Source organism: Microbacterium sp. H1-D42, from assembly GCF_022637555.1.
In the GTDB taxonomy this organism is placed as follows: domain Bacteria; phylum Actinomycetota; class Actinomycetes; order Actinomycetales; family Microbacteriaceae; genus Microbacterium.
The window spans coordinates 3434599-3459212 of the sequence record NZ_CP093342.1; the positions used below are offsets into that span (position 1 = coordinate 3434599).

General features: G+C 66.9%; 22 protein-coding genes. 12 read left to right on the forward strand and 10 right to left on the reverse strand.

Features of this window, described 5'->3' with window-relative positions:
* Window positions 1-261: 261 nt before the first annotated feature.
* Window positions 262-3186, forward strand: coding sequence for a M20/M25/M40 family metallo-hydrolase (locus tag MNR00_RS16190; protein ID WP_241926936.1), 2925 nt, complete (start codon window positions 262-264; stop codon window positions 3184-3186).
* Window positions 3187-3412: 226 nt separating this feature from the next.
* Window positions 3413-4231, forward strand: a complete 819-nt coding sequence (locus MNR00_RS16195; protein ID WP_241926937.1) for a G5 domain-containing protein — start codon at window positions 3413-3415, stop codon at window positions 4229-4231.
* On the opposite strand, the gene MNR00_RS16200 is transcribed toward MNR00_RS16195, so the two are convergent.
* Entirely contained in the window at window positions 4228-5307 is a 1080-nt protein-coding gene (locus tag MNR00_RS16200; RefSeq protein ID WP_241928874.1) for a type I restriction endonuclease, read from the reverse strand. The two genes, MNR00_RS16195 and MNR00_RS16200, sit on opposite strands and share 4 nt — an antisense overlap.
* A 142-nt stretch (window positions 5308-5449) precedes the next feature.
* On the opposite strand from MNR00_RS16200, the gene MNR00_RS16205 reads away from it, so the two are divergent.
* Window positions 5450-5848 carry a (deoxy)nucleoside triphosphate pyrophosphohydrolase gene (locus tag MNR00_RS16205; RefSeq protein WP_241926938.1) on the forward strand — a complete coding sequence of 133 codons (399 nt, stop codon included), beginning with the start codon at window positions 5450-5452 and terminating at the stop codon, window positions 5846-5848.
* Here MNR00_RS16205 and MNR00_RS16210 read toward each other — a convergent pair.
* The 3 genes from MNR00_RS16210 to MNR00_RS16220 form a co-directional block, all read right to left on the reverse strand.
* On the reverse strand, window positions 5818-6777 hold the full coding sequence (locus MNR00_RS16210) for a hypothetical protein (protein ID WP_241926939.1): 960 nt from the start codon (window positions 6775-6777) through the stop codon (window positions 5818-5820). The two genes, MNR00_RS16205 and MNR00_RS16210, sit on opposite strands and share 31 nt — an antisense overlap.
* 83 nt (window positions 6778-6860) lie before the next feature.
* A complete protein-coding gene (locus MNR00_RS16215) occupies window positions 6861-8063 on the reverse strand; it encodes an MFS transporter (protein WP_347271920.1) in 1203 nt (400 codons plus the stop codon).
* 36 nt (window positions 8064-8099) lie between these two features.
* Window positions 8100-8534 (reverse strand): hypothetical protein, encoded by a 435-nt coding sequence (locus tag MNR00_RS16220; protein WP_241926940.1) that lies wholly within the window; start codon window positions 8532-8534, stop codon window positions 8100-8102.
* Window positions 8535-8842: 308 nt separating this feature from the next.
* On the opposite strand from MNR00_RS16220, the gene MNR00_RS16225 reads away from it, so the two are divergent.
* Both MNR00_RS16225 and MNR00_RS16230 read left to right on the forward strand, forming a co-directional pair.
* Entirely contained in the window at window positions 8843-9196 is a 354-nt protein-coding gene (locus MNR00_RS16225; protein WP_241926941.1) for a VOC family protein, read from the forward strand.
* A 50-nt stretch (window positions 9197-9246) separates the two neighbouring features.
* A complete protein-coding gene (locus tag MNR00_RS16230; RefSeq protein WP_241926942.1) occupies window positions 9247-10770 on the forward strand; it encodes an ATP-dependent DNA ligase in 1524 nt (507 codons plus the stop codon).
* Between the two features lie 9 nt (window positions 10771-10779).
* Here the strand turns inward: MNR00_RS16230 and MNR00_RS16235 are convergent, their stop codons facing one another.
* A complete protein-coding gene (locus MNR00_RS16235; protein ID WP_241926943.1) occupies window positions 10780-11355 on the reverse strand; it encodes a TetR/AcrR family transcriptional regulator in 576 nt (191 codons plus the stop codon).
* 85 nt (window positions 11356-11440) lie between these two features.
* Here MNR00_RS16235 and MNR00_RS16240 point away from each other — a divergent pair, with 85 nt between their 5' ends.
* The 4 genes from MNR00_RS16240 to MNR00_RS16255 all read left to right on the forward strand — a co-directional run bounded on the left by MNR00_RS16240 (window position 11441) and on the right by MNR00_RS16255 (window position 15890).
* Window positions 11441-12442 carry an SDR family NAD(P)-dependent oxidoreductase gene (locus tag MNR00_RS16240; RefSeq protein WP_241926944.1) on the forward strand — a complete coding sequence of 334 codons (1002 nt, stop codon included), beginning with the start codon at window positions 11441-11443 and terminating at the stop codon, window positions 12440-12442.
* A gap of 83 nt (window positions 12443-12525) precedes the next feature.
* Window positions 12526-12852, forward strand: a complete 327-nt coding sequence (locus MNR00_RS16245; RefSeq protein ID WP_241926945.1) for a nucleotide pyrophosphohydrolase — start codon at window positions 12526-12528, stop codon at window positions 12850-12852.
* A 143-nt stretch (window positions 12853-12995) separates the two neighbouring features.
* A complete protein-coding gene (locus tag MNR00_RS16250; protein ID WP_241926946.1) occupies window positions 12996-14687 on the forward strand; it encodes a hypothetical protein in 1692 nt (563 codons plus the stop codon).
* A gap of 102 nt (window positions 14688-14789) precedes the next feature.
* Window positions 14790-15890 carry a hypothetical protein gene (locus MNR00_RS16255; protein WP_241926947.1) on the forward strand — a complete coding sequence of 367 codons (1101 nt, stop codon included), beginning with the start codon at window positions 14790-14792 and terminating at the stop codon, window positions 15888-15890.
* A gap of 29 nt (window positions 15891-15919) precedes the next feature.
* Here MNR00_RS16255 and MNR00_RS16260 read toward each other — a convergent pair whose 3' ends face one another.
* Window positions 15920-16882, reverse strand: a complete 963-nt coding sequence (locus MNR00_RS16260; protein ID WP_241926948.1) for a hypothetical protein — start codon at window positions 16880-16882, stop codon at window positions 15920-15922.
* A gap of 70 nt (window positions 16883-16952) precedes the next feature.
* Between MNR00_RS16260 and MNR00_RS16265 the strand changes: the two genes are divergently transcribed.
* On the forward strand, window positions 16953-17279 hold the full coding sequence (locus MNR00_RS16265; protein WP_241926949.1) for a hypothetical protein: 327 nt from the start codon (window positions 16953-16955) through the stop codon (window positions 17277-17279).
* A gap of 35 nt (window positions 17280-17314) precedes the next feature.
* Here MNR00_RS16265 and MNR00_RS16270 read toward each other — a convergent pair whose 3' ends face one another.
* From MNR00_RS16270 to MNR00_RS16285, 4 genes are read right to left on the reverse strand one after another with little or no spacing between them, the layout of a single operon-like run.
* Window positions 17315-18025, reverse strand: a complete 711-nt coding sequence (locus MNR00_RS16270) for a ribulose-phosphate 3-epimerase (RefSeq protein WP_241926950.1) — start codon at window positions 18023-18025, stop codon at window positions 17315-17317.
* Window positions 18026-18033: 8 nt separating this feature from the next.
* Complete coding sequence (locus MNR00_RS16275; RefSeq protein ID WP_241926951.1) at window positions 18034-18804, reverse strand: 5-deoxy-glucuronate isomerase; 771 nt, start codon at window positions 18802-18804, stop codon at window positions 18034-18036.
* A 6-nt stretch (window positions 18805-18810) separates the two neighbouring features.
* Window positions 18811-19875, reverse strand: a complete 1065-nt coding sequence (locus MNR00_RS16280; protein ID WP_241926952.1) for a M24 family metallopeptidase — start codon at window positions 19873-19875, stop codon at window positions 18811-18813.
* A 33-nt stretch (window positions 19876-19908) separates the two neighbouring features.
* Entirely contained in the window at window positions 19909-20928 is a 1020-nt protein-coding gene (locus MNR00_RS16285; protein WP_241926953.1) for a TRAP transporter substrate-binding protein, read from the reverse strand.
* 211 nt (window positions 20929-21139) lie between these two features.
* Here MNR00_RS16285 and MNR00_RS16290 point away from each other — a divergent pair, with 211 nt between their 5' ends.
* Together MNR00_RS16290 and purL are read left to right on the forward strand one after the other, a co-directional pair.
* Window positions 21140-22147 (forward strand): LacI family DNA-binding transcriptional regulator, encoded by a 1008-nt coding sequence (locus MNR00_RS16290; protein WP_241926954.1) that lies wholly within the window; start codon window positions 21140-21142, stop codon window positions 22145-22147.
* A 114-nt stretch (window positions 22148-22261) separates the two neighbouring features.
* Window positions 22262-24589: a phosphoribosylformylglycinamidine synthase subunit PurL gene (gene purL, locus MNR00_RS16295; RefSeq protein WP_241926955.1), complete on the forward strand. Its 2328-nt coding sequence runs from the start codon at window positions 22262-22264 to the stop codon at window positions 24587-24589.
* The last annotated feature ends 25 nt before the right edge of the window (window positions 24590-24614 follow it).

A 24614-nucleotide genomic window follows, 5' to 3' on the forward strand; every position in this document is an offset into this window, starting at 1 on the left:
ATTGCGGAGCAGATTGACAAGCACTAAACGCTCCGTAGTTATCCAAACCGAGCATCACGCACGACATTACTTGTCATTTCGATCCGCCGCCGAATCGGCGCGGCCGCCTTGCAGTTGCTCTTGCAGGAACCGGTGCGGTCAGTTGTCGGGGGTGAACAAGGTGTCCTCGAACCGTTGACAACCCTCAGACCCTCCGAAAGACTCTCGCGTACGACGAGATATTCCAGAATTCCGGAGCCTGTCCAACGAGGGAGTACGGCCATGAGGAAGAAGTCGATCGCGATTGCGCTGGGCGCGTCTGTTGTTCTCTCGCTGGGAGCGGCATCCACTCCTTCGGCGAAGAGCAGCGCAGAAGAGCGGTTCGAACCGGACGTCGCGTACGACCTTTCAGTGACCGGCGACGAGCGCGAGACGGTCCACGCAGAGGTGGATGCTCTGGCCGGCGTCGTCAGCAGCGCACGAGCCGGCGACGGTTCGTACGATCCACTCACGCTGGTCGGAGCGATGCTCGATGGCTCCAGTTACGACTCCATCTCGCGGGGCGGCACGGCCGCGACGACGTATCCCTTCCCGGTCAGCAACACCGAGGCGAACCAGAACGAGTACGACCGCAAAGTCGCCAAGCTCGCCTGGGTGGTCAAACTCGCGAAGGACCTCGGCTTCCCCGTGGTTGTGCAGCGGCAGCCCGATAAGTACGTCTACGTCGAGATCGGTGACCCAGACGCCCCCGAGATGGTCATGGCGCTGAGCCACCTCGACTCGTCGAGGTCCGCTGTGTCACCAGAGCAGTTGGAACGCTGGCGCGACGCCGACGGCAACCTCGGCGCGCCAGGGGCCTACCATTCGCCGTACGTGCAGGACGGCTGGATCTATGGCGCCGGCATCCAGGATGACAGCGGCCCGACGCTGGCAACGCTCTTGGCCGCGAAGGCGCTGCTTGAGGCCGGCCTGCCGATCGACCGGCGTATCCGCATCGTCATGGGCATCTACGAGGACGGCGGGCCGGGCACGCCAACCGCGGCGAACACCGCCGCCTTCCAATCCATCCCGTACAACGCGAACCCGAGCTTCTACGACAACTGGGCCTACAAGAGCCTCAATCGCGAGGAGATGCCGATCGCGGGCTACACCTCGGATTCGCGGTTCCCGGTAATCGTCGGCAACTCCGGCGCGGTCACGCCAACCGTGTCGATGGACCTGTCGAGCGACAGCACGAAGGCGTTCCATCTGACCGGCGCGACTGCCGGCGTCACGCTGCGCGAGGGCGATTCGACACTGAAGGACATCGCGTACGGCAGCACGACACAGATCGCGTCAAGGGCAACGTTCACGCTCGACGTGGCAGATGCGAGCATGGGTGATCGCGACGAGTTCGTCGACGCGATCACCGACTCCGCTACAGCCAAGGACTGGCTGCCGACGGAGGCCGGAGCCACACCGAAGGTTCAGGTCGCGATCGCGGACGGCGTGCTCAGCCTTGAGATCAACACCGACGTGGCGATGGAAATGCCCAGCCCGCAGTACGGCAAGAACGCGGTCGTCTGGGGCATGTCTTTGCTCTCCGACGGCTTCGACGCCGTGGGAGTGACTGCCGATGAACTGCAACTGAAGAAGGCATCCGATGGCGTCCGCGATCTGTTCTTCCAGGACGGCGTCGAGGGCGAGGCCTACATCGGCAAGTACATGGGCATCCCCGCAAGCCTCCTGCGCAACCCCGACAACGGAACGCCGAACCTCACGTTCGCGCTGATGGGCGGCATCCGCTCGGAGGAGCCGACGAGCTTCTTCGCGAACGACGCACTCAGCATCCCGATGTACGTGCGCAGCATGCACGTCACGGCAGACGATTCCAGCCAGGCGACGACCGCGGTGACAGCCGCTTTCCAAGGCAAGGGCTTCACGATCAGTGCGCTGGGAGCGCCGGTCGGAGCCGGACTCTACGTCACCCACGACAACCCGCTGACGGCGTTGCAGTACGGCAGCTATCGCGCCACGGTCGAGAGCGACACCGAGGAGTTCGCCGACCCGTACGCGCTGCAGGACGTGGTCTACCCGCAGGGCACCACCGGTGGCACGCTGGCCAGCAACTTCCGCAACAAGATGACCGCCTTTGGCGCCATCATCCCTGGCAACGAGCGCTGGTGGCACACGGCCAACGAGCGGATGGGTGTCGACTCAGCCGTGCAGATGACGAAGATGATGGCCGACGGGATGCTGGAGATGGCGCGATACACCGGGCCGGCCGGCGCGCAGTTCCTGTGGGCCGACATTCCGGGGCTCAACCCCGACCGAGCCGACCTCGATCTGCTCGACGTCACGATCGGCACGTACAAGGATGCGTCGAGCGAGGTGGATGCCAGTGCGCTCGACGACCAGGCACTGCTCGGCGCCACGTCGTTCACCATTCCGATGTGGGACGGGCGCGGCAATACGACGCGGAACGCCGCATCGTTCGCACTCGGACACGAGCCGGGCGGTGTGTATCTGCCATTGACGGATGCGGACTATCTGGCATCGACATACGTGGCGCCGATGCGGTTGGAGTTCAAGGTGGAGCGTCCTGCCTACATGTCGGATGCTGCGTGGCAGACCTTCGTCGAAGGCGGCTACGGTGACTTCGCGTTCAATATCCTCGCAGGCGATCAGGTGGTTCCGCTGGCAGCACCTTCGGGCCAGGATGCCGACGAGTACTTCTCGTCGCGAACCTCGGCGACGAACCCCGACGCTCTCTACCTGTCGGTGAACCTGGCGGTCACTGACGCCCCGTATGCCGGCGTCGAGGGGGTGCTGGCGGACTCCAAATCGGATCTCTACACCGTCAACCCCGACTACCTCGAGTCGAACTCGAACCCGTTCCCCGAGCGCGGCGCCGTCGAGAAGCGCGGCTTCTTCGTGTTCGGCGACGGCGCCAAGGACGCGGAATTCTCGTCACCTGACGCGGTCTACGTGACAGTCGACAACGCGGTCGTCGACGCCGAGCCGTCGGCGGTGGTGAAGAAGCTCAAGGGCAACACGAACGAGCTGACGATCACGGTGGACGAGACCCACGTTGACGGCAGCACCTCGAAGGTCTCGGAGACGTTCACCATCCGCAACAACGCATCGGGCACGTACACAGTCGGCGACTACGAGGTCTACGTCGAGACGAAGGGGAACACGCAGGTGCGGGTGGTGGAGATTCGGTAGCGGTGACGGACGGGCGTTGGCCGGGCATCACGCCTGCGTACGTGGGTGACGTGGCTCAGTAGGCCCCGACCTCAGGAATGCTGTCGTCGGTAACGCGCAGCGCTAGTGTGTGGATCAGCCGGATCTTGTTGCCCGCGCTGTCTGTGTCTTTATTCCACCTCGCTCGCGGCGCGCGCATGACCTCGGTTTAGCGAACGCCCGACCCTACCTGAACGCAGGTGTTCGCATGGCCCGCAAACGTCCGGTTGCTGTCGCTCAGAAGAAGAGCCCTCGCGGATGGATCGTGTTCGCGGTGATCGTCGGCATTTTGATCATTGGTGGCGTGCTGGGTCGGGTTGCTACGCCACTACTCGTCATCTCTGTATTGCTCGCCGTCGGCCTTGGCCTGTTCACTGTGATCAAGGGCGCCACCCCGAGGCTGGGGATGCGATCAAGGAAGTCAGGGTTTGTCGCCCTCGGAGCCGCCGTTCTGCTGATTGTGGGTGGCGGCGCTGCCAACGCAACCCCGTCCAATAATCCACAGGCTCCGGCGGCGCTCATGGAGATCGCGCCCGAACCGAACACCCCGAAGAAAGTGGATACTCCCACGCCGACTCCCATTCCCACCACGTACGAGCAGGTGAACGTCGACACGCCGATACCCTTCGAGCGCACGACCCTCGACGACGCGTCCCTGGCTGAAGGAACCACGACGGTTACGACGACAGGCGTCGACGGGACCATGCGCGCGACCTACAAGGTCACGTACGTTGACGGCGAGGAGACCTCCCGCGAACTGATTGAGGAGGCGGTGTTCCTGAACCCCATATCCGAGGTCACGACTCGCGGAACCCTCAAGCCGGTCGCTGCACCGGTACCGCTCGTGCAGAACGGAGGCGGCAAATGTGACTCCAACTACACAGGCGCTTGCGTACCGATCGCGAGCGATGTCGACTGCGCTGGCGGTTCCGGCAACGGACCGGCGTACCTCGATGGCCAAGCCCGCGTTGTGGGCTCAGATATCTATGACCTCGACCGCGACAACAATGGAATCGCCTGCGACTAGACGTACCGCAGGACGGCCGCGCGAATGTCCTCTGCGTGCGCGTAGATGTCATCCAGCCCCTCGATCGGATGACGGGTCTCGACCTTTTCCTCGTCGAGCAGACCGAGGTACTTCTGCTTGCCGTTGAAGTGCAGACGAGCGATTGGCTTGCGGTTGTTGTCGTCAAGCAGCACCGCGAAGTAGCTCTTTGCATCACGTTGGGTCACGCGCTGCGGCTTGACCTCTCCACAGGCGATCGCTTTGACAATCTGGTAACCCTCAAGCTCCTCGAGAGTCGTCTCAAGCTCAGGGTCACGGTCGATGTCCGCCTCGGCGATTTCCGAGCTCGTCGGACTTTCGGTCAGGGCGGTGCTCGAACTACTGGCCCCCAGCGCTGCCTTGAGGCGATCATTCACTCGTTCCGTAAGGAACTGCTGGGCAGCCTTTCCGACGAGTCCCGTGAACTGCTGCCGGACTCGCTGGGTGAAAGCCCCTTCGTACACTCGTGACGTAAAGAACTTGATCCATTCGTCAGACGGCTCACGGAACTGCGATGCAATCTCGCGCTTGAGTGCACCGATGTACTTGAGCTCCTCAGCGGCACTGATGATGGAATCGAGATCGAAGCTGTCCTTGCTGAGCTTCCGAAGCTCTGCGATCAGGGTCTCATCGATATCGAGCAAATCAAGCACCAGGAATGGCTTTGCGTCCATGCGATTGGGTGCATCAAGGTCCGTGTAAAACTCCCACATGACACCGTTCGTCAGAGCTGCGATGCGCGCGTTGGTCACCGAGAAGTATCGGAACAGTTGCGAAGCATGCTCGATCTTTAGCGCGCCCATCGACGGTTTGCACTCGATGAGAATCTGCACCTCGCCGTCACGCATGATGGCGTAGTCGACCTTCTCACCCTTCTTGGTCCCGACGTCAGCGGTGAACTCGGGAACGACTTCAAGCGGGTTAAACACGTCGTATCCGAGAATCGTCGCGATGAAAGGCATTACGAACGCGTTCTTTGTCGCCTCCTCAGTACCGATGGATTCCGCTTGGCTCCGCACCTTCCCAGCGAGGGCCCCGACACGCTCCGCAAACTCCACAGTTACTCCGCTCAATTCATCCGACATTGGATACTTCAGACCATAGCGGAGCCGAACGATTGGTCTCACGCCACGCGGCGGCGGGTGCGCGGGCAGGGCCGCCGATAGGCTTGCCGCAACCGGTACGTACACGGAGATTCATGTGAAGAAGCAGATCAATGTCGTTGGCGCAGTCGTCGTACGTGGCGACGCCGTGCTGTCGGCACGGCGAAGCACAGCAATGCAACTCCCGGGCGTATGGGAGTTTCCCGGCGGAAAGGTCGAGCCTGGTGAAACGCCTCAACAAGCTCTTCGTCGTGAGATGCGGGAAGAACTGCTTTGCGAAGTCGACGTGGGCGAACACGTCGAGACAACGAGCCACGAATACGACTTTGGCGTCGTCACACTGACGACATTCTTCGCGACGCTCGTGGCCGGCGAACCGCAACTCACCGAACACGCCGAGTTGCGCTGGATCCCCGCCGCGCAGCTGGGCTCCGTCGAATGGGCGCCCGCCGATGTTCCCGCCGTTCAGCGAGTGGTCGCAGTGCTTCTGGGATGATGTTGCTCCAGGTTGAATCCATCTCCGTCCTTGAACACAAGGCCCAGATCCGCCTGCTCGAGGTAGTCACGGAGATCTGCGCTCGGCCGCTCCGGGAGGAGGACTGAGCACCTTAGGTCACGTACTCCGACGTGCCGGCGATAGTCGTAGAGCTGGCCGACTGCCATGCGTAGCTCCGACCGTCCAGCCAGCGCCTTCGCCTCGTACAGCACCCGATCGGTCTCGTCATAGATGTCGGTGAGCAACGGTGAACGGTCTTCCGGCAACTTGATCGCAAACCTGGAGAACTCGTGGCCGGACTGGCTAGCGACGAATTCATCCACCAGAAGAGACTCACGCCGAACTGCAGGGCCACCGAGTTGGCCCGACGTTTCGAAGAAGTACTTTGAGTTGATCTCGATCGGCACTTTCAGAGACTTCGCCGTGTTGCGGATGCCCGTAAACCCGACGATTTGTTGCAATATCTCGGGGACCAGCCCGACAGGAAGTAACCGGAACACAATGACGGTCCGCGACGCTCCGTTCACGTCTGGCGCTGGCATCCGCTCGTACGGCCTAGCGGGATCCAAGATGAACTCACCGAGATAGCGTTGCCGCTTCGTCTGCGTCCCCGGCATGAGCCCGTCTGCGACGAAAGCGTGGAGCGATCGCCCCTTTTCGGCGTGCGTAACGATCGGAGAGTTTGAGCCCGTCTCCAGTTGATCGCCGCCCTGTCCAGCACCGGTGTAGTGGAGAACGGTGCCGTCAGGGCTGAATCCGTCATACACGTATCCGAACTGGTTTCCTTCACTGTGGTCCGTGAAAATGAAGACCGTGTTGGACCGCTTGCTGGCGATGATGCCGCCCTGGGTTGCGCCGCCGTACTCGAGCGCGAGGTCCCGACGCGTCACGTAGTCACCGAGTCCAAGGCGAATGGGAGTTGGCGACATGCTCACACTGTAGGGGCAAAGTCCAGCGGCCGGCCGGCGTAGCGAATAGCTAGTTGCGAGAAGGGCTGGAGTCTATCGCTGGGCTAGTCGGCTGTCGGCATCCGCCTCTTCACCGCTCCAGCACACACCACCGCCACCAGCCCCGCGATCGGCACGATCACCAGTCCGGCCCGCAACCCGACGTTGTCCGCGATGACCCCCACGACTGGCGGCGCGAGCAGGAACCCGAATCGCAGCATCCACGCAACGATCGTGATCCCGCTGCCGTGCTTCAGCCCCGGCATGTCATCCGCTTCCTGGAACGCCGTCGGAATCAGCGTCGCTGACCCGAGTCCGGCCAACGCGAAGCCGAGAATCGTCCCGGGCACTGTCGGGAATGCCAGCGCGAGCCCCATCCCCGCCGCGGCGAACAGGCCACCAGAGATCACCATCGCCCGAGCTCCGAACCGGTCGATCAGTCGGTCGCCGAAGATTCGACCGACGAACTGCGCTCCAACGAGGGCGATGTATCCAGTCGCGGCGAGCGCGGCCGCGGCGCCCAGCGAGTCCGACAGGTACAGCGTGGCCCACGACATGCCGGCATCCTCGATCACCGCCCCGGCGGTCGCGATCAGGATCAGCGCGACCAGCGTCACGGCCAGGCGCGGCGAGAAGCCAGTGCGCGCGCCATCACCAGAGGCGGTGGCACCAGCATCCGCCCCCGACTCCGCGTCGGGCCCCGGCAGGCACATGCGGTAGGCGAGCACGACGACCACACCGAACACGACCGTCGACACGGCCAGGTGCGCCCCGACCGGCACCCTCAGCGCGATCGCGACGGCGGCCATCGACCCGCCCAGCACCGCGCCGATCGACCAGATCGCGTGGAACGAGTTGATGATCGACCGGTCATACGCGCGCTGCACGCGCAGGCTGTGCGCGTTCTGCGCGACGTCGGTGATGGCATCCGCCGCCCCCGCCAGGAACAGACCCAGCGCGAAGACGATCGCCGTCGGCGCGAGCCCGGCAAACAGCAGCGCGAGCGCCGTGAGGATGCTGCCGATCATCGCCACGCGCGCCGAGCCGAATCGGCGGATGAACACCGCTGCCGAGAGCCCCACGAAAATCGCTCCGGCGGGGAAGGCGGCGATCGAGAGTCCGTAGAAAGTGGCGTCCAGCCCGAGCGACGCCTTGATCTCGGGGTAGCGCGGCAGGATGTTCGCCAACAGCGCGCCGTTCGTGAGGAACAGCAGCGCAACCCCCACGCGGGCGCGACGAATCGTCGGTGTCGGGTGGGGGATGGTCACAGGACGAGCCTACGGATCCTCCCGCCCGACACCGGTTTACGCCGCTTCCCCAGCTTCCCCTCCCGCCTCGATGCTCTGGCGCGAGCTCGCCTTCTCGATCCCCTTGAGCGCCTTGTCATCCGCGTTGCTGTGCCGCGCCTTGCGATATGCCTTGCGGATCTCGGCCGCGACGAAGCCGGTGAGGTACCCCCACGGATCCGCGGTGACCATCAGCCAGGTGCGCTCGGCTCCCCAGGTGTTGTCCTCGAGCACCTCGAGCACGATCGCAGCGACGCCGTTCGGGTCGAGCGTGGCGCCGACCTCGGCGAGCACGCGCGTGCGGATCTCGGGCACGATGCGGCGCCGCGCCTGCGCGAGGAAGCACGTGCGGTAGTCGTCGTCGGCGTCGACTCCGCGGGTGAAGACATCACCGGAGCGCAGCGCGGTGAGGAAGGTGCGAAGCTCGTCGTTGGTCCAGTCGATTTCGGGCATGGCAGAGACTCCTGTCGTGAGTGAACGATGACAAGAAGACGGGCCGCGGCGGCCCCGCAGTCAGGACTGCAGGTCTTCTTGTCTCGGTAGCTCGCGAGCGAATGACAGGAGGGCGGATGCCCGGTACGCGCCGTTCCACGCACGCCGAGCGTCGCCACGACGGGCAGACGTGCGGGTGCAGATGACGGACATGCAGTCGACCGTAGCGGGTGGGCGCGACACTGGTCAATAGCCCCGGCCGCCGGACGCACCCGTGTCGGCGACTCCGGCGTACCCTGACCTCACACGCCGAACCACGAGGAGCCCCGATGACCAGCCGCGAAGTCAAGATGATCGTCCTCTCCACCGACGACCTCGATGAGTCGATCCGCTTCTACACCGAGACCCTCGGGTTCCCGCTGAAGTTCCGCGACGGCAACCACTTCGCGGCCCTCGACGGCGGCACGATCACGATCGCCCTCGCGACCGAGATCGACCACCCGATTCCAGGGCAGGTCGTCGTCGGCATCAAGACCGGCGACGTCGACGGCGATGCCGCAGCCGTCGAAGAGAACGGCGGCGGAATCGTCAAGGCCGCGTACAACGATGCCCACGAGCGCCGCGCCGTCGCGTACGACAGCCAGGGCAACGGGATGGTGCTGTACTCACCACTGCCGCACTGAGCACCGGCAGACCCCTGCCGGATGTCCGTGGCGGGTGCGAGACTCTCTCCATGAGGCTCGCCGAGCTCACCACCAGCGTCGAAGAGGTCGCGGCCACGTCATCGCGGCTCGCGAAGATCGACGCGCTCGCGCGGCTGCTCGAGCGTGCCGAGCCCGATGAGCTCCCCGCACTGACCGGGCTGCTGCTCGCCGCCCCACGGCAGGGGCGACTGGGCGTCGGCTGGCGCGGGCTCTCCGCACTCGAGGTCGCGCATGCCGCCGATCCCACGCTCTCGATCACCGATGTCGACGACGCCCTCGACGCACTCGCGCATGCCTCGGGAACCGGATCCGCCGCGCAGCGCACCCAGATCCTCACCGGTCTGGCATCCCGCGCCACCGCGACCGAGTGGGACTTCCTGGCCCGCGCGATGCTCGGAGAGCTGCGCACCGGCGCGCTCAGCGGCGTGCTGCTCGACGCCATCGCCCGGGCATCCGCTCGACCGATCGCCGACGTCCGCCGCGCAGCCATGCTCTCCGGCGATCTCGGCGAGACCGCGGTGATCGCACTGACGGCGAGCGCCGAGCAGCTGGCATCCGTCGGTCTGCGCGTCGGCCGACCAGTGCTCCCTATGCTCGCCGCCACCGCCGCGACACCAACGGCCGCGCTCGATCTCACCGGCCGGGCATCCGTCGAATACAAGCTCGACGGCGCCCGCATCCAGGTGCACCGGCACGGCGACGACGTCGGCGTCTACACCCGCAGCCTCGCCGACATCACCCACCGCATCCCCGAGATCGTCGAGATCGTGCGCAGCCTGCCGGCCCGCGACCTCATCCTTGATGGCGAGACCCTCGCGCTCGATGAGAACGGCGGCCCGCGCCCGTTCCAGCAGACGATGTCGCGGTTCGGTGCCGACGTGGCGCGCGAGCTGGTGCTGCGTCCGTGGTTCTTCGACGTACTGCACGTCGACGGCCGCGACCTCATCGACGAACCGCTCTCGACCCGGCTCGCGGAACTCGAGAGGATCGCAGGACAGTGGCGGATGCCCGGCATCGTCACCGCCGACGCGGATGCCGCGGAGCAGTTGTCCCGCGAGGCCCTCGCGGCCGGGCATGAAGGCATCCTGGTCAAGGCGATCGCTGCGCCGTATGCAGCCGGGCGACGGGGCAAGTCCTGGATCAAGGTCAAACCGGTGCTCACCTACGACCTGGTCGTACTCGGCGCGGAATGGGGCTCGGGCCGGCGACGCGGATGGCTGTCGAACCTGCACCTCGGCGCTCGCGACCCTTCGGGGGAGTTCGGTGAACCCGGTGGATTCGTCATGGTCGGCAAGACCTTCAAAGGCCTCACCGATGAGCTGCTGCGCTGGCAGACCGAGACGTTCCCCGAGTATGAGCGCGACCGCACGCAGCATGCCGTGATGCTGCGGCCCGAACTCGTCGTCGAGATCGCCATCGACGGCGTGCAGCACTCACCCCGGTATCCCGGCGGAATCGCTCTGCGCTTCGCGCGGGTGAAGGGCTACCGCCCCGACAAGACCGCTGCCGAAGCAGACACCATCCAGACGCTGCGTGCGCTGCTGCGCGAGTAGGGGCGCAAGTCAGTCGCGAGCGCCGATCCCGCGCATGACCATCTGCACGACAGCATCCACTCGCTGCTCACTCAGCGGCTGACCCAGCAGCGCCGCATAGCTGGCGGTGGCGATGAAGTGGTCGGCGACGACGTCAGCATCCACGTCCTCGCGCACGTCCCCGTCGGCGACCGCCTGCCGCAGCCGCGTCTTCACCCACTCGCGGATGGGCGCCGCCAGGCGCTCGTTCAACACGAGCCCGAGTTCTGGATCGGTCGCGGTCACCGCAATCAGCGCACGCGCCACCTCGATGCCGACCATATCGCCCTGCCCCGCCGACACCCCAGCGAACCACGCCCGCAGGTCGGCGGCCAGGTCATCAGTGGTCGGCACGACAGCATCCGACCCCGGCAGCTCACCCTCGAGCAGCGCCTCGCCGAGCACGGCGGCCTTCGACGGCCACCACCGGTAGATGGTCTGCTTCGAGACGCCCGCCTCGGTCGCGAGGCCCTCGATCGTGACGGCCGCGTAGCTGTCTTCGGCAAGCGCGCGACGCATGGCCGACATCACGGCCTGCCGGGCTTTCTCACTGCGGGGACGAGGCATTCCCACAGGGTAGCGCGCGTACACTGGAATAACGAGACGATGCGTTGCGTTATTGCTTGACACGAGGCCTACAAGAGGAGAAACCATGGCACTCACCGCTCACTCCACCATCGGCGAATGGCTCGACGACGCCACCGGCGGCCCGCTGATCACCGCCCTGCTCACGCAGTCCGGCTCCGATCCTGCACAGCTGACGCCCGTGCTCGGCCTGCCCCTGCAGCAGCTCGTCGCGATGAGTCAGGGCGCCATGCCTCAGTCCGTCGTCGACGACCTCGTCCGCGCCGCGAACGGCGGCGAGATCCCCGCCGACACCGAGACCGCCGGCTGGACCGAGAAGGTCACCGCCGGACGCTTCGCCGGCAAGACCGTGATCGTCACCGGCGCAGCATCCGGAATCGGCAAGGCTACCGCCACGCGCATCGCTCGCGAGGGCGGCCGCGTGATCGCGTCCGACATCGCCGCAGACAAGCTCGACGCGCTGCGCGAAGAACTGTCGGATGCTGACATCGTCACCGTCGCGGGCGACCTCACCAAGCAGGACGCCGTCGACGCCGTCATCGCCGCCGCCGGCGACCGCATCGACGCGCTCGCGAACGTCGCCGGCATCAACGACGACTTCTCTCCCGCCGGAGAGACGTCGGATGCTGTCTGGGACCGCGTCATCGCGATCAACCTCACCGCGCCGTTCAAGCTCATGCGCGCGGTGCTGCCTCTGATGGAGGCAGCCGGTCGCGGGTCGGTGCTCAACGTCTCGAGCGAGGCCGGCCTGCGCGGCAACGCCTCGGGCAACGCCTACACGGCCAGCAAGCACGGCATCATCGGCGTCACCAAGTCGGCCGCATTCATGTACGGCCCGAAGGGGATCCGCGTGAACTCCGTCGCTCCGGGTGGCGTCGCCACCGGCATCCCGATGCCGCCGAACATGTCGGCCGCAGGGTCCGCGCGCCTCGCGCCGTTCCAGCAGGCGATCCCCTCGGTCGCCACGGCTGAGCAGCTCGCAGCATCCATCACCTTCCTGCTCAGCGACGACGCCGTCAACATCAACGGCGCCATCCTGGCCTCCGACGGCGGGTGGTCGGTGCAGTAAGCACCTGCGCGATTCCGTGCGGGCGCGGCCGGACTCCTGTCCCGGTCGCGCCCGACCTGTCAGAAGCGAGTACCGTCGCATCCATGCCGCGCCCCGACACCCTCGCCGCCGTCCGTGACTTCGCCGCCGAGCGCGGGTGGCATCAGGCGCATTCGCCGGAGAACCTCGCCAAGAGCATCTCGATCGAGGCCGCCGAGCTGCTGGAGTGCTTCCAGTGGACGCCCGACTACGACGCCGATCACGCCGCCGACGAGCTCGCCGATGTGCTCACCTATTGCATCCATCTCGCCGACAGGCTCGGCGTCGACATCGATGACATCGTGCTGCGCAAGCTCGAGAAGACGCGGCAGAAGTACCCGGTCGAGCTGCAGGGCACGGCCATCCCGACACCAGTCGAGCGGCCGGCCTGACCCCAGGCCCAGCCCCGCGCGCGCCCGCACACTTTTCCCCGTTCTGCACATGGATTCACCCGGTTCCTGTGCACTCCGGGGGTTTCTGTGCGTGCGCGGCGACGCACCCCGTCCCCGCATGGGAGGCCCCATAGACTCGCCCCATGGATGCCGACGTCGCCACCACCCAGCAGGCTGACGAGCTCGCGGCCGACATCATGAGGCCGCGCCAGCGCCCGCTGGTGCTGGTCTCGACAGCATCCGACGGTACGTTCCGCTTCGACGTCCCGCGGCTGCGCTCCGAGCTCGACGGCATCGCCGATGTCGTCACCATCGCCACCGGCACGGCGACCAAGCACCTCGAGCACCTGCTGCCGCCGAAGGCCCAGGTGTTCAACGGCGCCGGCCGCTCGTACCCACCGGACTTCAACGGCGACGCCGACTGGCACCGCTCGCACCTGCGCTTTCCCGAGCACTCCGACACCCGCGACCTCGTCGACGATGCGATGGCGCAGACCGGCCGGCGCACGGTCGAATCCGCGCGCACCCCCAGCATCCGACGCGCGACGGGCATCGTGCAGCGGTTCTTCGATGACGACACCCGTGCGATCGTCCGGCTCGGCGACGGCACGATGGTCAGCGCGACCGCCGCGCTGCTGCCGCCCGACCTCCCGCTCGCGGCGGCGCTCGTGGTCGGCGAGCCGGTCAGCGGCATCCTCGACGATCTCGAGCTGCGTCCGGAACCTGTCGCCGCCGACCTCTCCGCACTCAGCGCCGGGTCGCACACGCTCGCCCTGGTCGTGAAGGTCACCGAGCTGCGTGCGACGGTGCAGCTGCACCCGCGCGAGGCGTTCGTGCTGCGCCGCCGCGATGTCGCCGGGGACGACGTGCCGGTCGGCGACGTGCTGCACGTAGGAGACGTGATCCGCGTGCGCGTGCGGCGCGATCCCGGCCTCGCGCTCAGCCACGCGGATGCCGACCCCGCAGCACCGCTCACCCCGGCACCCGCACTGGTGGTCGGCGGTGCGCCGTGGCTGGCCGAGGGTCGCGCGCGAAGCGCGCCGAATCAAACGATGTCGGATGCTGCCGCGCCTGCCACGCCGGTCACAGAGCCGCAGGATGCCCCGCCGGCACCCACTGCATCGGCCGCGCCGCGCGACGCTGATCACGCCACCCGGCACGACGTGAACGCCCTGGCGCGGGAGGTCTCTGCCCTGCGCGGTGACATGCTGGCGCTGACCAATCTGGTCGCACGTGGTGGACGCAGCGCGACCGACGACGGCACGCTCGCGCGATTGCGCGCCGAGAACGAGCAGCTGCGGGCGAAGCTCGCCGAGGAACGTGCCGAGCGGGCGAACGCCGAGGCGAAGTTGGCCGAAGCGACCCAGGAGGGGCGTGAGAAGGGACGCGCGCTGCGTGACGCCCGACGGGCCGCGGAGCGGTCGCATGTGGATGCCACAGCCGACGGCATCCGCTTGGAGATCGAACGCACCTGGGGAAACCGCACCGCTCCCGGCGAGCGCACCCGCTGGCCCCTGCGCGAGTACCGCTTCGGCACGGGCTTCATCGAGTCGCTCGACGCGCTCGACGAGAATCAGTTGAGCAAGGCCGTTCGCGCGTGCGTGGATGCCATCACCGGGCGTGACCGCGAGATCCCCGCTCGTGAACTGCACCGGCTGCGCACCGGCGAGGGTGGCGACGATCCGTACGTCATCCGCGACGCGGACGGCGCCAGATGCTGGCGTTCATCGATCGAGCAGAACGCTCCGGGGGCGCGGCGCCTGCATTACTGGGAGCTCCCAGGCGGCGTGATCGAGCTCAGCCGCATCGTGCACCACGACGACACGAGGCCGTAACGCCGCAGTCGGCCGGGCCGCGTCTGCCGTCAGAGTCATCGATCTGCGATCCGATCCCGTAGGTTGATCTGAACACCGTCCTTCTACCGCGCGGAACCTCCATTGCCTCAGTTCGACTTCGGCCACTTCTACAAGTTCATCGTCTCTGCAGGCCTCGTCCTCGTCGCGACGGCGCTCGTGGTCCCGTGGATCGTGTTCCAGTCCACCGGCATCCTGACGATCCCCAAGAGCGAGCTCGACGGACTCACCGACACCGCGAAGACGATGATCGTCGAGCGCCAGAGCGGTCTCTCGGACTTTCAGGACTGGGCATTCCCCGGACTCCCGCTCGCTCTCGGCACCGTCGGGTTCGGTGTGATCGTGCTCGGGCTGATGTCCTGGCACAAGCGCCAGACCCAGCAGAACGCCATCGATGACCTCGACCTCGAGACCAAGCGCGCCGCGTTCGCTGACGCCACGCAACTTGAGGTCGACTCCAAGCTGCGTGACGAGGTGACCGAGGAACTCCGGGCGGAGGCGGCGACCACCCCGGCCGTCGAACCCGTGCCCGACGATCCGGCATCCGACGGCGAACGTGAGCCTTCGATACAGACTCCGCCGGGCGAGCCCGGCCTCTCCCGACCCGGTGCGGATTCCGACCCGAGCGGCGTCACCTCGCTGATGCATCGCATGCGCGACTGGGAGGTATCGCTGTTCGAGCGACTCGAACTCGCCTATACCGGTGCGACCGAGCCTCGGCGCAACGTGCGCATGACGACCGGAGACGGTCGCGTCTACATCCTCGACGCGCTGCTCTCGCCGGACGGCGAGAGCGAGTGGGGGCAGCTCGCGATCGAGTTGAAGGCCGTCTCGACGGCGCAGCTCGTCGTTCCCCGCATCCGCGACGCCATGACTCGGATAGGCGCCGTCGCCGTGAATCTCAAGCCAGGGCTCGTGTACACCGGGCTGCCCGGGCGTCCACCCCGGACGACGACTACCGCTGTCGTCATGCTCATCTGCCAGGACTTCGAGGCCGGTCAACGGCTGCGGTCGTCAGCGGAAGCGACCGTCCGCGAACTCAACTCGATCATGCAGGTGCGGGTCGGAGTGATCGTGATCTCTGCAGAGTCCTTCGAGAACGCGGATGCCACCACGCTGCGACGGCTGATCACACGGGCGTGGTCGAGCCGCGGCGACGAGGGTCAGCTCGTCTGGCATCCCTGACGGGCAGCGACTTGGGCGGCAGGTGCCGGTCAGTCCGCGCGGCGGGAGAGCAGCATCCGCACGCCCGTACCCAACAGACCGATCACGAGGGCGACCACGGCGGGCTGCCACAGCACGGCCAGTGCCTGCGGGAAGATCTGCGTGGCAGCATCCGCCATCTCGCGCAGGTCTCCCAGCAGCACTCGTGAGCCGAGAACGTACTGCATCGCGGTGAACACCGCCGGCAGCACCCACACGGCGAGCGGGCCGACGATCCAGACGGCGAGCCGACTGAGCGGACGCACGCCGCACCACGCGAGCGTGACGCCGACGATCACGGCCGGCAGCCAGCGCAGCACTTCGCTGACGACCGGCGGATAGCCCATATAGGTGGTGAACGCGACTATCGCCGTGCCGATCCAGCTCGCGAACGGCACGGCGGCGAGCACGATGCCCAGAGCGACCGGCGTCACGGTGCGGCGCGAGGTCAGCAGCAGTCCGAGTTGGGCGAAGAGGATGCCCATGATGACGCCACCCAGCATCCCGCCGAAATAGAGCACTTCGCGTCCGCCGGCGGTGCCGCGCGTCAGGCCGAGTCCGTCAGCCACCACCGCGAAGGACTGCACCGTCACGATCGCGTGCACGAGCAGCACGCCGAGCGCCGCGATGCCGGCGCGCATCGGCCGCCTTCGTGACAGCACCCGCACGGCAAGCCCGGCCACGATTCCGCCCATGAGCAGCATGCCGAAGATGTTCAGCGCGTAGTACTGACTGACCGGCAGCAGCGAGAACGGCATGTCGTCCGGCATGGTCTGCGTCTGCCACAGGTTCTGCAGCGGCAGCCGCCCTCCGCCGACCCACGACGGGAACAGCATGACGGCGGATGCCACGATGCCGACCAGCAGCGATGGCCAGGTCGCGGACTTCTCAGCGCTCGGCTCAGCGCTCGGCTCTGCGGTCGATGTGGTCGCGGCTTGAGTCTCTGCGGTCGCGGCGTCGATGCCAGGTTCCATGGGTCGAGTCTGGCAGGTGCGTCATCGCGGAGTACGCGGGACACTGGAGACCGGCGATATGAGGAGGCCCATGACGAACCCACCCACCGTGCTGCTGCACGTCTCAGACCGTCCAGAGGACATCGTTCGGGCCCTCGGCTCCGCCCGCACCCTGCACGCGCACCGGCCCGAGTTCAGCATCCGAATCATCGTCAACGGCCCCGCCATCACAGGTCTCACCGTCGGCGCGCCGGCGCTCGAACTGTCGGAAGCGGCGACCGTGGAGGCCTGCGAGGTCGGGATGCGCGGCCACGACATCCGCGCCGAGCAGCTGCAGCCGGGCGTGCGCACGACAGCATCCGCCGTCGTCGCACTCAGCAACGGGCAGTTCGACGGCGCGGCCTACGTGCGGATCTGACTGAGCGGGGTTGTGGGCCAGGTCCGCACGGGCCGTCAGGCCTTCGCGAGCTTCGCCAGCGTCGCGTTGTCGTTGGGGAATCCCGCGTTCGCCATGAACACGTCGTACGCCTTGACAGCGTCGATCCGCGTCAGTGACGGGTCGTACACCGTGAAGACGCCGGTGACGAGGGCATCCGCTCCCGCCGCCGCGCAGGCCTGCGCCATCTCGAGAGTCACCCCGCCGTCGATCTGGATGAGCGCCTCTGGGTTCTCGCGGTCACGCAGACGCGAGAGCTCCTCGAGTCGCTGCAGCGAGCCGGGCAGAAAGCTCTGCCCGGCGAATCCGGGTTCGACTGTCATCAGCACGACGTAGTCGACATACGGGAGTACGGGCACGACGGCGTCGACCGGCGTCGACGGGTTGAGAGCGACCCCGGCACGCATGCCGGCGGCCTGGATCTGGGCGACAGTGCGGCGGGCGAACCTCGTCGAGTCGAGATGGAAGCTGGCGGCATCGCAGCCGGCCTCCTGCAGGGCTCCGATGTACTGCCCCATGTCGTCGACCATCAGGTGCGCATCGATGACGAGTTCGGGGTAGTTCCGGCGCAGCGATCGCACCATGTCCACCGAGAAGCACAGGTTCGGCACGTAGTGAGCATCCATCACATCGACGTGCACCCCCCGCACTCCGGCGTCGACGAACGCGTCGAGATCGGCGCGCAGCGTGAGGAAGTCCGAGTTCGCGAGAGAGGGCAGATTGATCATTCGGGCTCCTAGTTGAACGTGGTGCCGTATGCGGGCTGGATGCGGAGGTTCATGAACTCGCGATCCTCGCGCTCATGCGACGCCATGAAGTAGATGTATGAGATGCCGCCGGCGGGGCTGCCCACGCTCGGGTGATATCCCCGCGGCACCGAGACGAGGTGCCCCTCCCGCACGAGGGAGACCGAGTGCGGGGCATCCATGCCGTCGTCGTCGTAGGCGAGCTGCACGCCGAACGAGCCGTCGAGCCCGAAGTAGACGTACGTCTCCTCGCGTTCGAGGGTGTGCTCGTGCGGAGGCCAGGCTGTCCAGCCGCCGAGCGCCCCCTTCGCCTGACCGCACAGCACGCGCTGCGAGTCGAAGTCGCCGTCGATCACGTCCCACACGTCCCGCAGCGTGTTGGCTCCGGCATCGCCGTACACGTTGTGGCGTCGCGGATCTGCATCGACGTCGGCGAAGGCCAGGTGTGCGAAATCGGTGGCGCGGTCGCAAGGCACCCAGAACGCCATCACCACGGGCAGCTCCGAACCCTGCGGACGCAGGGTGATCGAGTCGCGCCACGGCACGTAGAGAGTGTCGCGCAGAGTCGCCGTCCCGCTTCCGGATGCATGGTCGAAGTCGACTGAGCCGGCGATCACCACGAGGACGAGCTCTTCATCGGCGGTCGGAATGCTCACGTCTTCACTGACTTCGAACCGCTGCACCGACGTCAGTCGCTGGCCGATCTCGTGTGCCTCGACCCGACGGGTCAGCTGCTGTGGCAATAGGTGGACAGAGGTCATGGTCGATCAGCCCTTCTCGAGAATTCCCGGCCGCACGCGGCCGTTGTGAACATGTGCCGGCCAGCCCCCACCTGGGCGGCCGAGCACGGTGGGAGTTCCAGGCCCGACGACCGCGACGTCTTCGGCCTTGAACCCCGCATGCGAGGGGTTCCAGGCCACCACCATGCCGGGAGCCAGGTGGAGGTTCTCGCCCTTTCCCGCGATGACCTCGCGGGCGACGAGACCGGCCAGCCCTCCCTGGTGGTGCGCTTTCCACGCGTCGCTCTCCAGTCCGGATTCGGCGTAGGCTCGCGTGCCGCGTGCGAAGACGCCGTTCAGATCCGCACCGGCGACGGAAGCATCGAGGAATGCGCCCTCCACCTGCAGCAGGCGCTGGAACAGATCCCGCTGCTCATTCCCCAGCGGGCCGAGGGCCGTGATCCGCGTGACGCTGGTGACGACGCCGTCGCGCTGCGCGCCGACCGAGACCAGGACGTTGCCCGCGAGGGGTTCGGCGGACGGAAACGGATGCTTGACGCGGGCGAACCGGTCGCCGCTGCCCACCAGCAGCACCGCGGGCTGAATGCCGTTCCGACGCAGCGCTCGGGCGAGGTCCCCCGCCAGGTCCCGCTCCGAGGCACCGCCGTCGGCGAGCAGCAGCGCGTCCTCGACGACCCTCGTGACGTCGTCGGTGAGCGCCTCGAGCCGGGTGAGGTGCTGCGGCAGCATGGTGCGCCGCAGCACCTTCAGGTCGGCGGTGAACGCCGCATCCGTCTCTTTCGCCATCGGCCACTGCTGCCATGGAACGGCTTCGAACTCCAGGGCTGCGCCCTGCACAACACCGCCGAGCATGAGGTCCCGCACCTGTTCGATCTCATTGACCGGGGCGATCACTCGGACGACCGGCTCGTCACTCAACGCCGACAGATCGATGACGAACGCCGGATCGGTGCTGCCCTCGCGCACCGCGCTGCGGATGCCCAGCATCCAGTTCAGCACCAATCCGTCGTCGATCACCGCACGATCGAGTCCGTGCGTCGCCGCGAGTTCTGCGATCCGCTGCAACGGCGCGGTCAGATCCCAATCGGTCACGCTGCGACCCCTCCTGCTCGGTGCGGTCTCTGGTCAGGCTGCGGCGCGAATGGCGTCGTAGAGGGCCTTCTTGTCATCCGTGTCGAGGACGTCGTCGACCATCGGCTCCAGCACGGCCCGGAACGCGTCGGCGTCGACTTCGTTGAACGTCGAGCCGGCGGCTTCGGCGGTCTTGACCGCTTCGGCGGACTGCGCATCCCAGATGGACATGAACTCGTCGACCGAGTTCAGGAACGCCGTCGAGACGATCTGCTGGTCCTCATCGCTCAGGGAGTTGAAGACGTCCGAGTTCAGCACCAGGAAGTCGGCGCCGATCAGGTGGCGGGTGTACGAGAAGTAGGGTGCCACCTCGTAGTGCTTCTCGGTGACGTAGGAGACGCTGTTGTTCTCAGCACCGTCGATGACGCCGCTCTGCAGCGCGGTGTAGACCTCGCCGAACGCCATCGGCGCCGGCGATCCGCCCATCGCTGTGAGCATGGACACGTGCAGCTCGCTCTCCTGCACTCGGACCTTCACACCGGCGAGGTCGGCCGGCGTCTCGACCGCGTTCTGCGAGTTGTACACCGAGCGCGCACCCTGCGTGTAGGCGCCCACGATCGTCAGCTTGTTGCTCGACTCGAGCGACTTGAACAGCTCCCCGGTGATCGTGGGATCGTTGATCGCCTTCATCTGGTGTGCTTCGCTGTCGAAGACCAGCGGCATGTCCAGCACGGCGAAGTCTTCGTTCAGGTTGTTCATCTGCGTGCCAGAGATCGATGCCGCGTCGACGGCACCGCTGCCGACGAGCTGGACGCTCTCCTGCTGCGCGCCGAGCACGGCGTTCGGGAAGATCTGGACGTCGACCCGACCGTCGGTCTTCTCACGGACCTCATCGGCGAAGCTGGTGAGTGCCAGGTAGTTCGGGTGCTCTTCGGTCTGGTTCAGCGACAGCCGGATCTCGACCGTCTCGGCGGCGCCGTCGCCTTCGGACTGCGTCGTGCCGGCGCAGCCGGTGAGGGCGAGCAGTGCGACCGTGGTGATGCCGAGCAGGCGGGCGGTGGACTTGATCTTCAAGGGGTGCTCCTCTGTGACGGGCGGGCGTGGGCGCGACGGAACGTCAGCTGCGACGATGGATCGGCTTGCTCTCACGCAGTGGATCGGGTGGTTGCGCTCATCACAGCACACGATCGACGACCGCATCGCGGAGTTGCCAACTGTTGCGAGAACCACCAGGTGCCCCAATACCGGAAATCTCGCGCCACCAGGCGAGAACTAGGATGACGACATGGCCGCACCGTCGGATCCGTCGCGTCGGGTCACCATCTACGATGTTGCCGAGGCGGCCGGAGTATCGCCGTCGACGGTGTCGCGCGCGCTCTCGCGTCCGGGCCGCATCAGCGCTCTGACCGCCGACAAGATCCGTGTGGCCGCCGATGCGCTCGGCTATCAGCGCCTGGCGGGTCTGCCCAGCGGAGAGCCCGCCGAGCTTCGACTGCTCGTAATGCTGGTCAATGACATCGGCAACCCGGTGTTCGTCGAACTCATTCGCGGTGTCGAGGCCGTCGCTGACGCTGCCGGCTACACGGTGGTCCTTCTCGACTCTCGGGAGAGTCACGTCAGAGAGCGCCTCGTCGAGGAGTTCTTCCCCGCGGTCAGCGGCCTGGTGCTGGCGAGCCCAAGACTGTCGGATTCGGGCATCCGACGCCTGGCGAAGACCCGCCCTCTCGTGGTGCTCAATCGCGCGGTGCACGGGGTGCCATCGATCCTGGCCGACACCGCCAGGGGAGCGCGCACCGCCGCAGGCCACCTCCATGATCTCGGCCACCGCGAGATCACCTACCTCGCCGGCCCTGAGACATCATGGGCCGACGGGATGCGCTGGCGCGCTCTGCAGGAAGCAGCACGCGAGCTCTCGATCAGAGTCCGCCGACTGGGTGCGCATCAGCCGACCGTCTCCGGCGGTCACGCCGCCGCGAGATCGTGGATGGAGCAGCAGACCACAGCAGTCCTCGCGTTCAACGACGTCGTCGCAACGGGCTTCATGCAGGTCGCCGAGGAGAACGGATTCGATGTCCCGACTGATGTGAGCGTGATCGGCTTCGACAACAGCCAACTGGCCTCACTGGTTCGGCCCGGCCTGACCTCGATCGCTGCACCGTCCCGCAAACAGGGTGAAGCCGCCGCCCGCGCCCTCATCGACATCATCGACGGCGCCCGCCCCGACCCGATCCCGCTGTACCTGCCGACCCGCCTGATCTCGCGGTCGTCGACGGCACCGGTGCCCCCGGCGTGACGCGGCCGGCCGCAAACGCAGCCACCGCGAACGGCCGAGTCACGGCCGGGTGAGGGCCGACGAATAAGCGCCTAAACTGGAGGTGCCCCGCCGGCCCCTGATCTTGGAGTGCGCGTGACCACCCCGAACACCCCCACCACACACGTCCCCGACTCCGTCGCGAATGCCGCTGCGACGCCCGAGAAGGAGCAGCCGTACGGCGCTCTCGGGCTGAAGGACGACGAGTACGCCCGCATCCGAGAGATCCTCGGCCGCCGCCCCACCAGCGGCGAGCTGGCGATGTACTCGGTGATGTGGTCGGAGCACTGCTCGTACAAGAGCAGCAAGAACTATCTGCGCCGCTTCGGCGAGAAGGTCTCGGAAGAGATGAAGGAACGCCTCATGGTCGGCATGGGGCAGAACGCCGGCGTCGTCGACGTGGGCGAGGGCTGGGCCGTCACCTTCAAGGCCGAGTCGCACAACCACCCGTCGTTCATCGAACCCTTCCAGGGTGCCGCGACCGGCATCGGCGGTATCGTCCGCGACATCATCTCGATGGGCGCCCGCCCCGTCGCCGTGATGGATGCCCTGCGCTTCGGCGCCATCGACCACCCCGACACCCCCCGCGTGGTGCACGGCGTCACCAGCGGCATCAGCTTCTACGGCAACTGCCTCGGCCTGCCGAACATCGGCGGCGAGACCGTCTTCGACGCCGTCTACCAGGCCAACCCGCTGGTGAACGCCCTCGCGGTCGGCGTACTGCGCCACGAAGACCTGAAGCTCGCGAACGCCGAGGGCGTCGGCAACAAGGTCGTGCTGTTCGGCGCCCGCACGGGCGGCGACGGCATCGGCGGAGCGTCGATCCTGGCATCCGACTCCTTCGACGACGGCGGCCCCACCAAGCGCCCCGCGGTGCAGGTCGGCGACCCGTTCGCCGAGAAGGTGCTCATCGAGTGCTGCCTCGAGCTGTACCGCGACGAGCTCGTCGAGGCGATCCAGGATCTCGGCGCCGCCGGCATCTCGTGCGCCACCAGCGAGCTCGCCGCCAACGGCAACAGCGGCATGCACGTGTCGCTCGACAACGTGCTGCTGCGCGACCCCACCCTGACCGCCGAAGAGATCCTGATGAGCGAGTCGCAGGAGCGCATGATGGCGATCGTCGCGCCCGAGAAGCTCGACGCGTTCCTCGCGGTCGTAGCGAAGTGGGACGTCGAGACCAGCGTGCTAGGCGAGGTCACCGGAGATGGCCGCCTCGTGATCGACTGGCAGGGCGAGCGAATCGTCGACGTCGACCCGTCGACCGTCGCCGTCGACGGCCCCGTCTACGACCGTCCCGTCGCGTACCCGACGTGGATCGACGCGCTGCAGGCGGATGCTGCCGAGGACCTGCCCCGCTCGAGCGAGCCCGCGGTGCTGCGCGAGCAGTTCCTCGCGCTGCTGGGCTCGCCGAACCTCGCCGACACCAGCTGGATCACCAACCAGTACGACTATTACGTCGGCGGCAACACCGCCCTCGCCTTCCCCGACGACGCCGGCATGATCCGCGTCGACGAGGAGTCGGGCCTCGGCTTCGCGATCTCGACCGACGCCAACGGCCGCTACTGCCAGCTCGACCCGTACGCCGGCGCGCAGCTGGCCCTCGCCGAGGCGTACCGCAACGTCGCCGTCACCGGCGCCACCCCGACCGCGATCACCGACTGCCTGAACTTCGGCTCGCCGGAGAACCCCGAGGTCATGTGGCAGTTCGGGCAGACCGTCGATGGCTTGGCGGATGGATGCTACGAGCTGGGCACCCCGGTGACCGGCGGCAACGTGTCGTTCTACAACCAGACCGGCGACGTGCCGATCCACCCGACCCCGCTGGTCGGCGTGATGGGCATCATCGACGACGTCTCGCGCCGCATCCCGTCCGGCTGGCAGGACGCGGGCGAGAACATCTACCTGCTCGGCGTCACCTCGACCGAGCTGTCGGGCTCGGCATGGGCCGACACCGTGCACGACCACCTCGGCGGGCTGCCGCCGAAGGTCGACCTGGCCGCCGAGAAGCGCCTGGCGGGCCTGCTCGGAGCCGCGCGCGAGGAGTGGCTGATCTCGTCGGCGCACGACCTGTCCGAGGGCGGCCTCGGCCAGGCCCTCGCCGAGGCCGTCATGCGCTTCGGCGTCGGTGCCCGCCTGTGGCTGACCGAGCTGATGGAGCGGGACGGAGTGGATGCTGCATCCGCACTGTTCTCGGAGTCGACGGGCCGCGTGCTCGTCACCGTGCCCCGCGAGGACGACGTGAAGTTCCAGGGCCTGTGCGAGGGTCGCGGCTACCCCGTGCTGCGCATCGGCGTTACCGACAGCGAGCCGACGCTCGAGGTGCAGGACGTCTTCACCGTGTCGGTCGACGAACTGCGCGAGACCTCACGCGGTACGCTTCCTGCAGTGTTCGGTCCGACCGTGACCGAGCCCGCCTCTGCCTGACCGATCGACGACCGATCCGTCAGCC

Excerpts from the sequence above, each read along its gene's own strand:
- MNR00_RS16190 (WP_241926936.1), top strand. The coding sequence starts at position 262 with ATGAGGAAGAAGTCGATCGCGATTGCGCTGGGCGCGTCTGTTGTTCTC.
- MNR00_RS16195 (WP_241926937.1), top strand. The coding sequence starts at position 3,413 with ATGGCCCGCAAACGTCCGGTTGCTGTCGCTCAGAAGAAGAGCCCTCGC.
- MNR00_RS16210 (WP_241926939.1), bottom strand. The coding sequence starts at position 6,777 with ATGTCGCCAACTCCCATTCGCCTTGGACTCGGTGACTACGTGACGCGT.
- MNR00_RS16220 (WP_241926940.1), bottom strand. The coding sequence starts at position 8,534 with ATGCCCGAAATCGACTGGACCAACGACGAGCTTCGCACCTTCCTCACC.
- MNR00_RS16225 (WP_241926941.1), top strand. The coding sequence starts at position 8,843 with ATGACCAGCCGCGAAGTCAAGATGATCGTCCTCTCCACCGACGACCTC.
- MNR00_RS16230 (WP_241926942.1), top strand. The coding sequence starts at position 9,247 with ATGAGGCTCGCCGAGCTCACCACCAGCGTCGAAGAGGTCGCGGCCACG.
- MNR00_RS16235 (WP_241926943.1), bottom strand. The coding sequence starts at position 11,355 with ATGCCTCGTCCCCGCAGTGAGAAAGCCCGGCAGGCCGTGATGTCGGCC.
- MNR00_RS16240 (WP_241926944.1), top strand. The coding sequence starts at position 11,441 with ATGGCACTCACCGCTCACTCCACCATCGGCGAATGGCTCGACGACGCC.
- MNR00_RS16245 (WP_241926945.1), top strand. The coding sequence starts at position 12,526 with ATGCCGCGCCCCGACACCCTCGCCGCCGTCCGTGACTTCGCCGCCGAG.
- MNR00_RS16250 (WP_241926946.1), top strand. The coding sequence starts at position 12,996 with ATGGATGCCGACGTCGCCACCACCCAGCAGGCTGACGAGCTCGCGGCC.
- MNR00_RS16260 (WP_241926948.1), bottom strand. The coding sequence starts at position 16,882 with ATGGAACCTGGCATCGACGCCGCGACCGCAGAGACTCAAGCCGCGACC.
- MNR00_RS16265 (WP_241926949.1), top strand. The coding sequence starts at position 16,953 with ATGACGAACCCACCCACCGTGCTGCTGCACGTCTCAGACCGTCCAGAG.
- MNR00_RS16270 (WP_241926950.1), bottom strand. The coding sequence starts at position 18,025 with ATGATCAATCTGCCCTCTCTCGCGAACTCGGACTTCCTCACGCTGCGC.
- MNR00_RS16275 (WP_241926951.1), bottom strand. The coding sequence starts at position 18,804 with ATGACCTCTGTCCACCTATTGCCACAGCAGCTGACCCGTCGGGTCGAG.
- MNR00_RS16290 (WP_241926954.1), top strand. The coding sequence starts at position 21,140 with ATGGCCGCACCGTCGGATCCGTCGCGTCGGGTCACCATCTACGATGTT.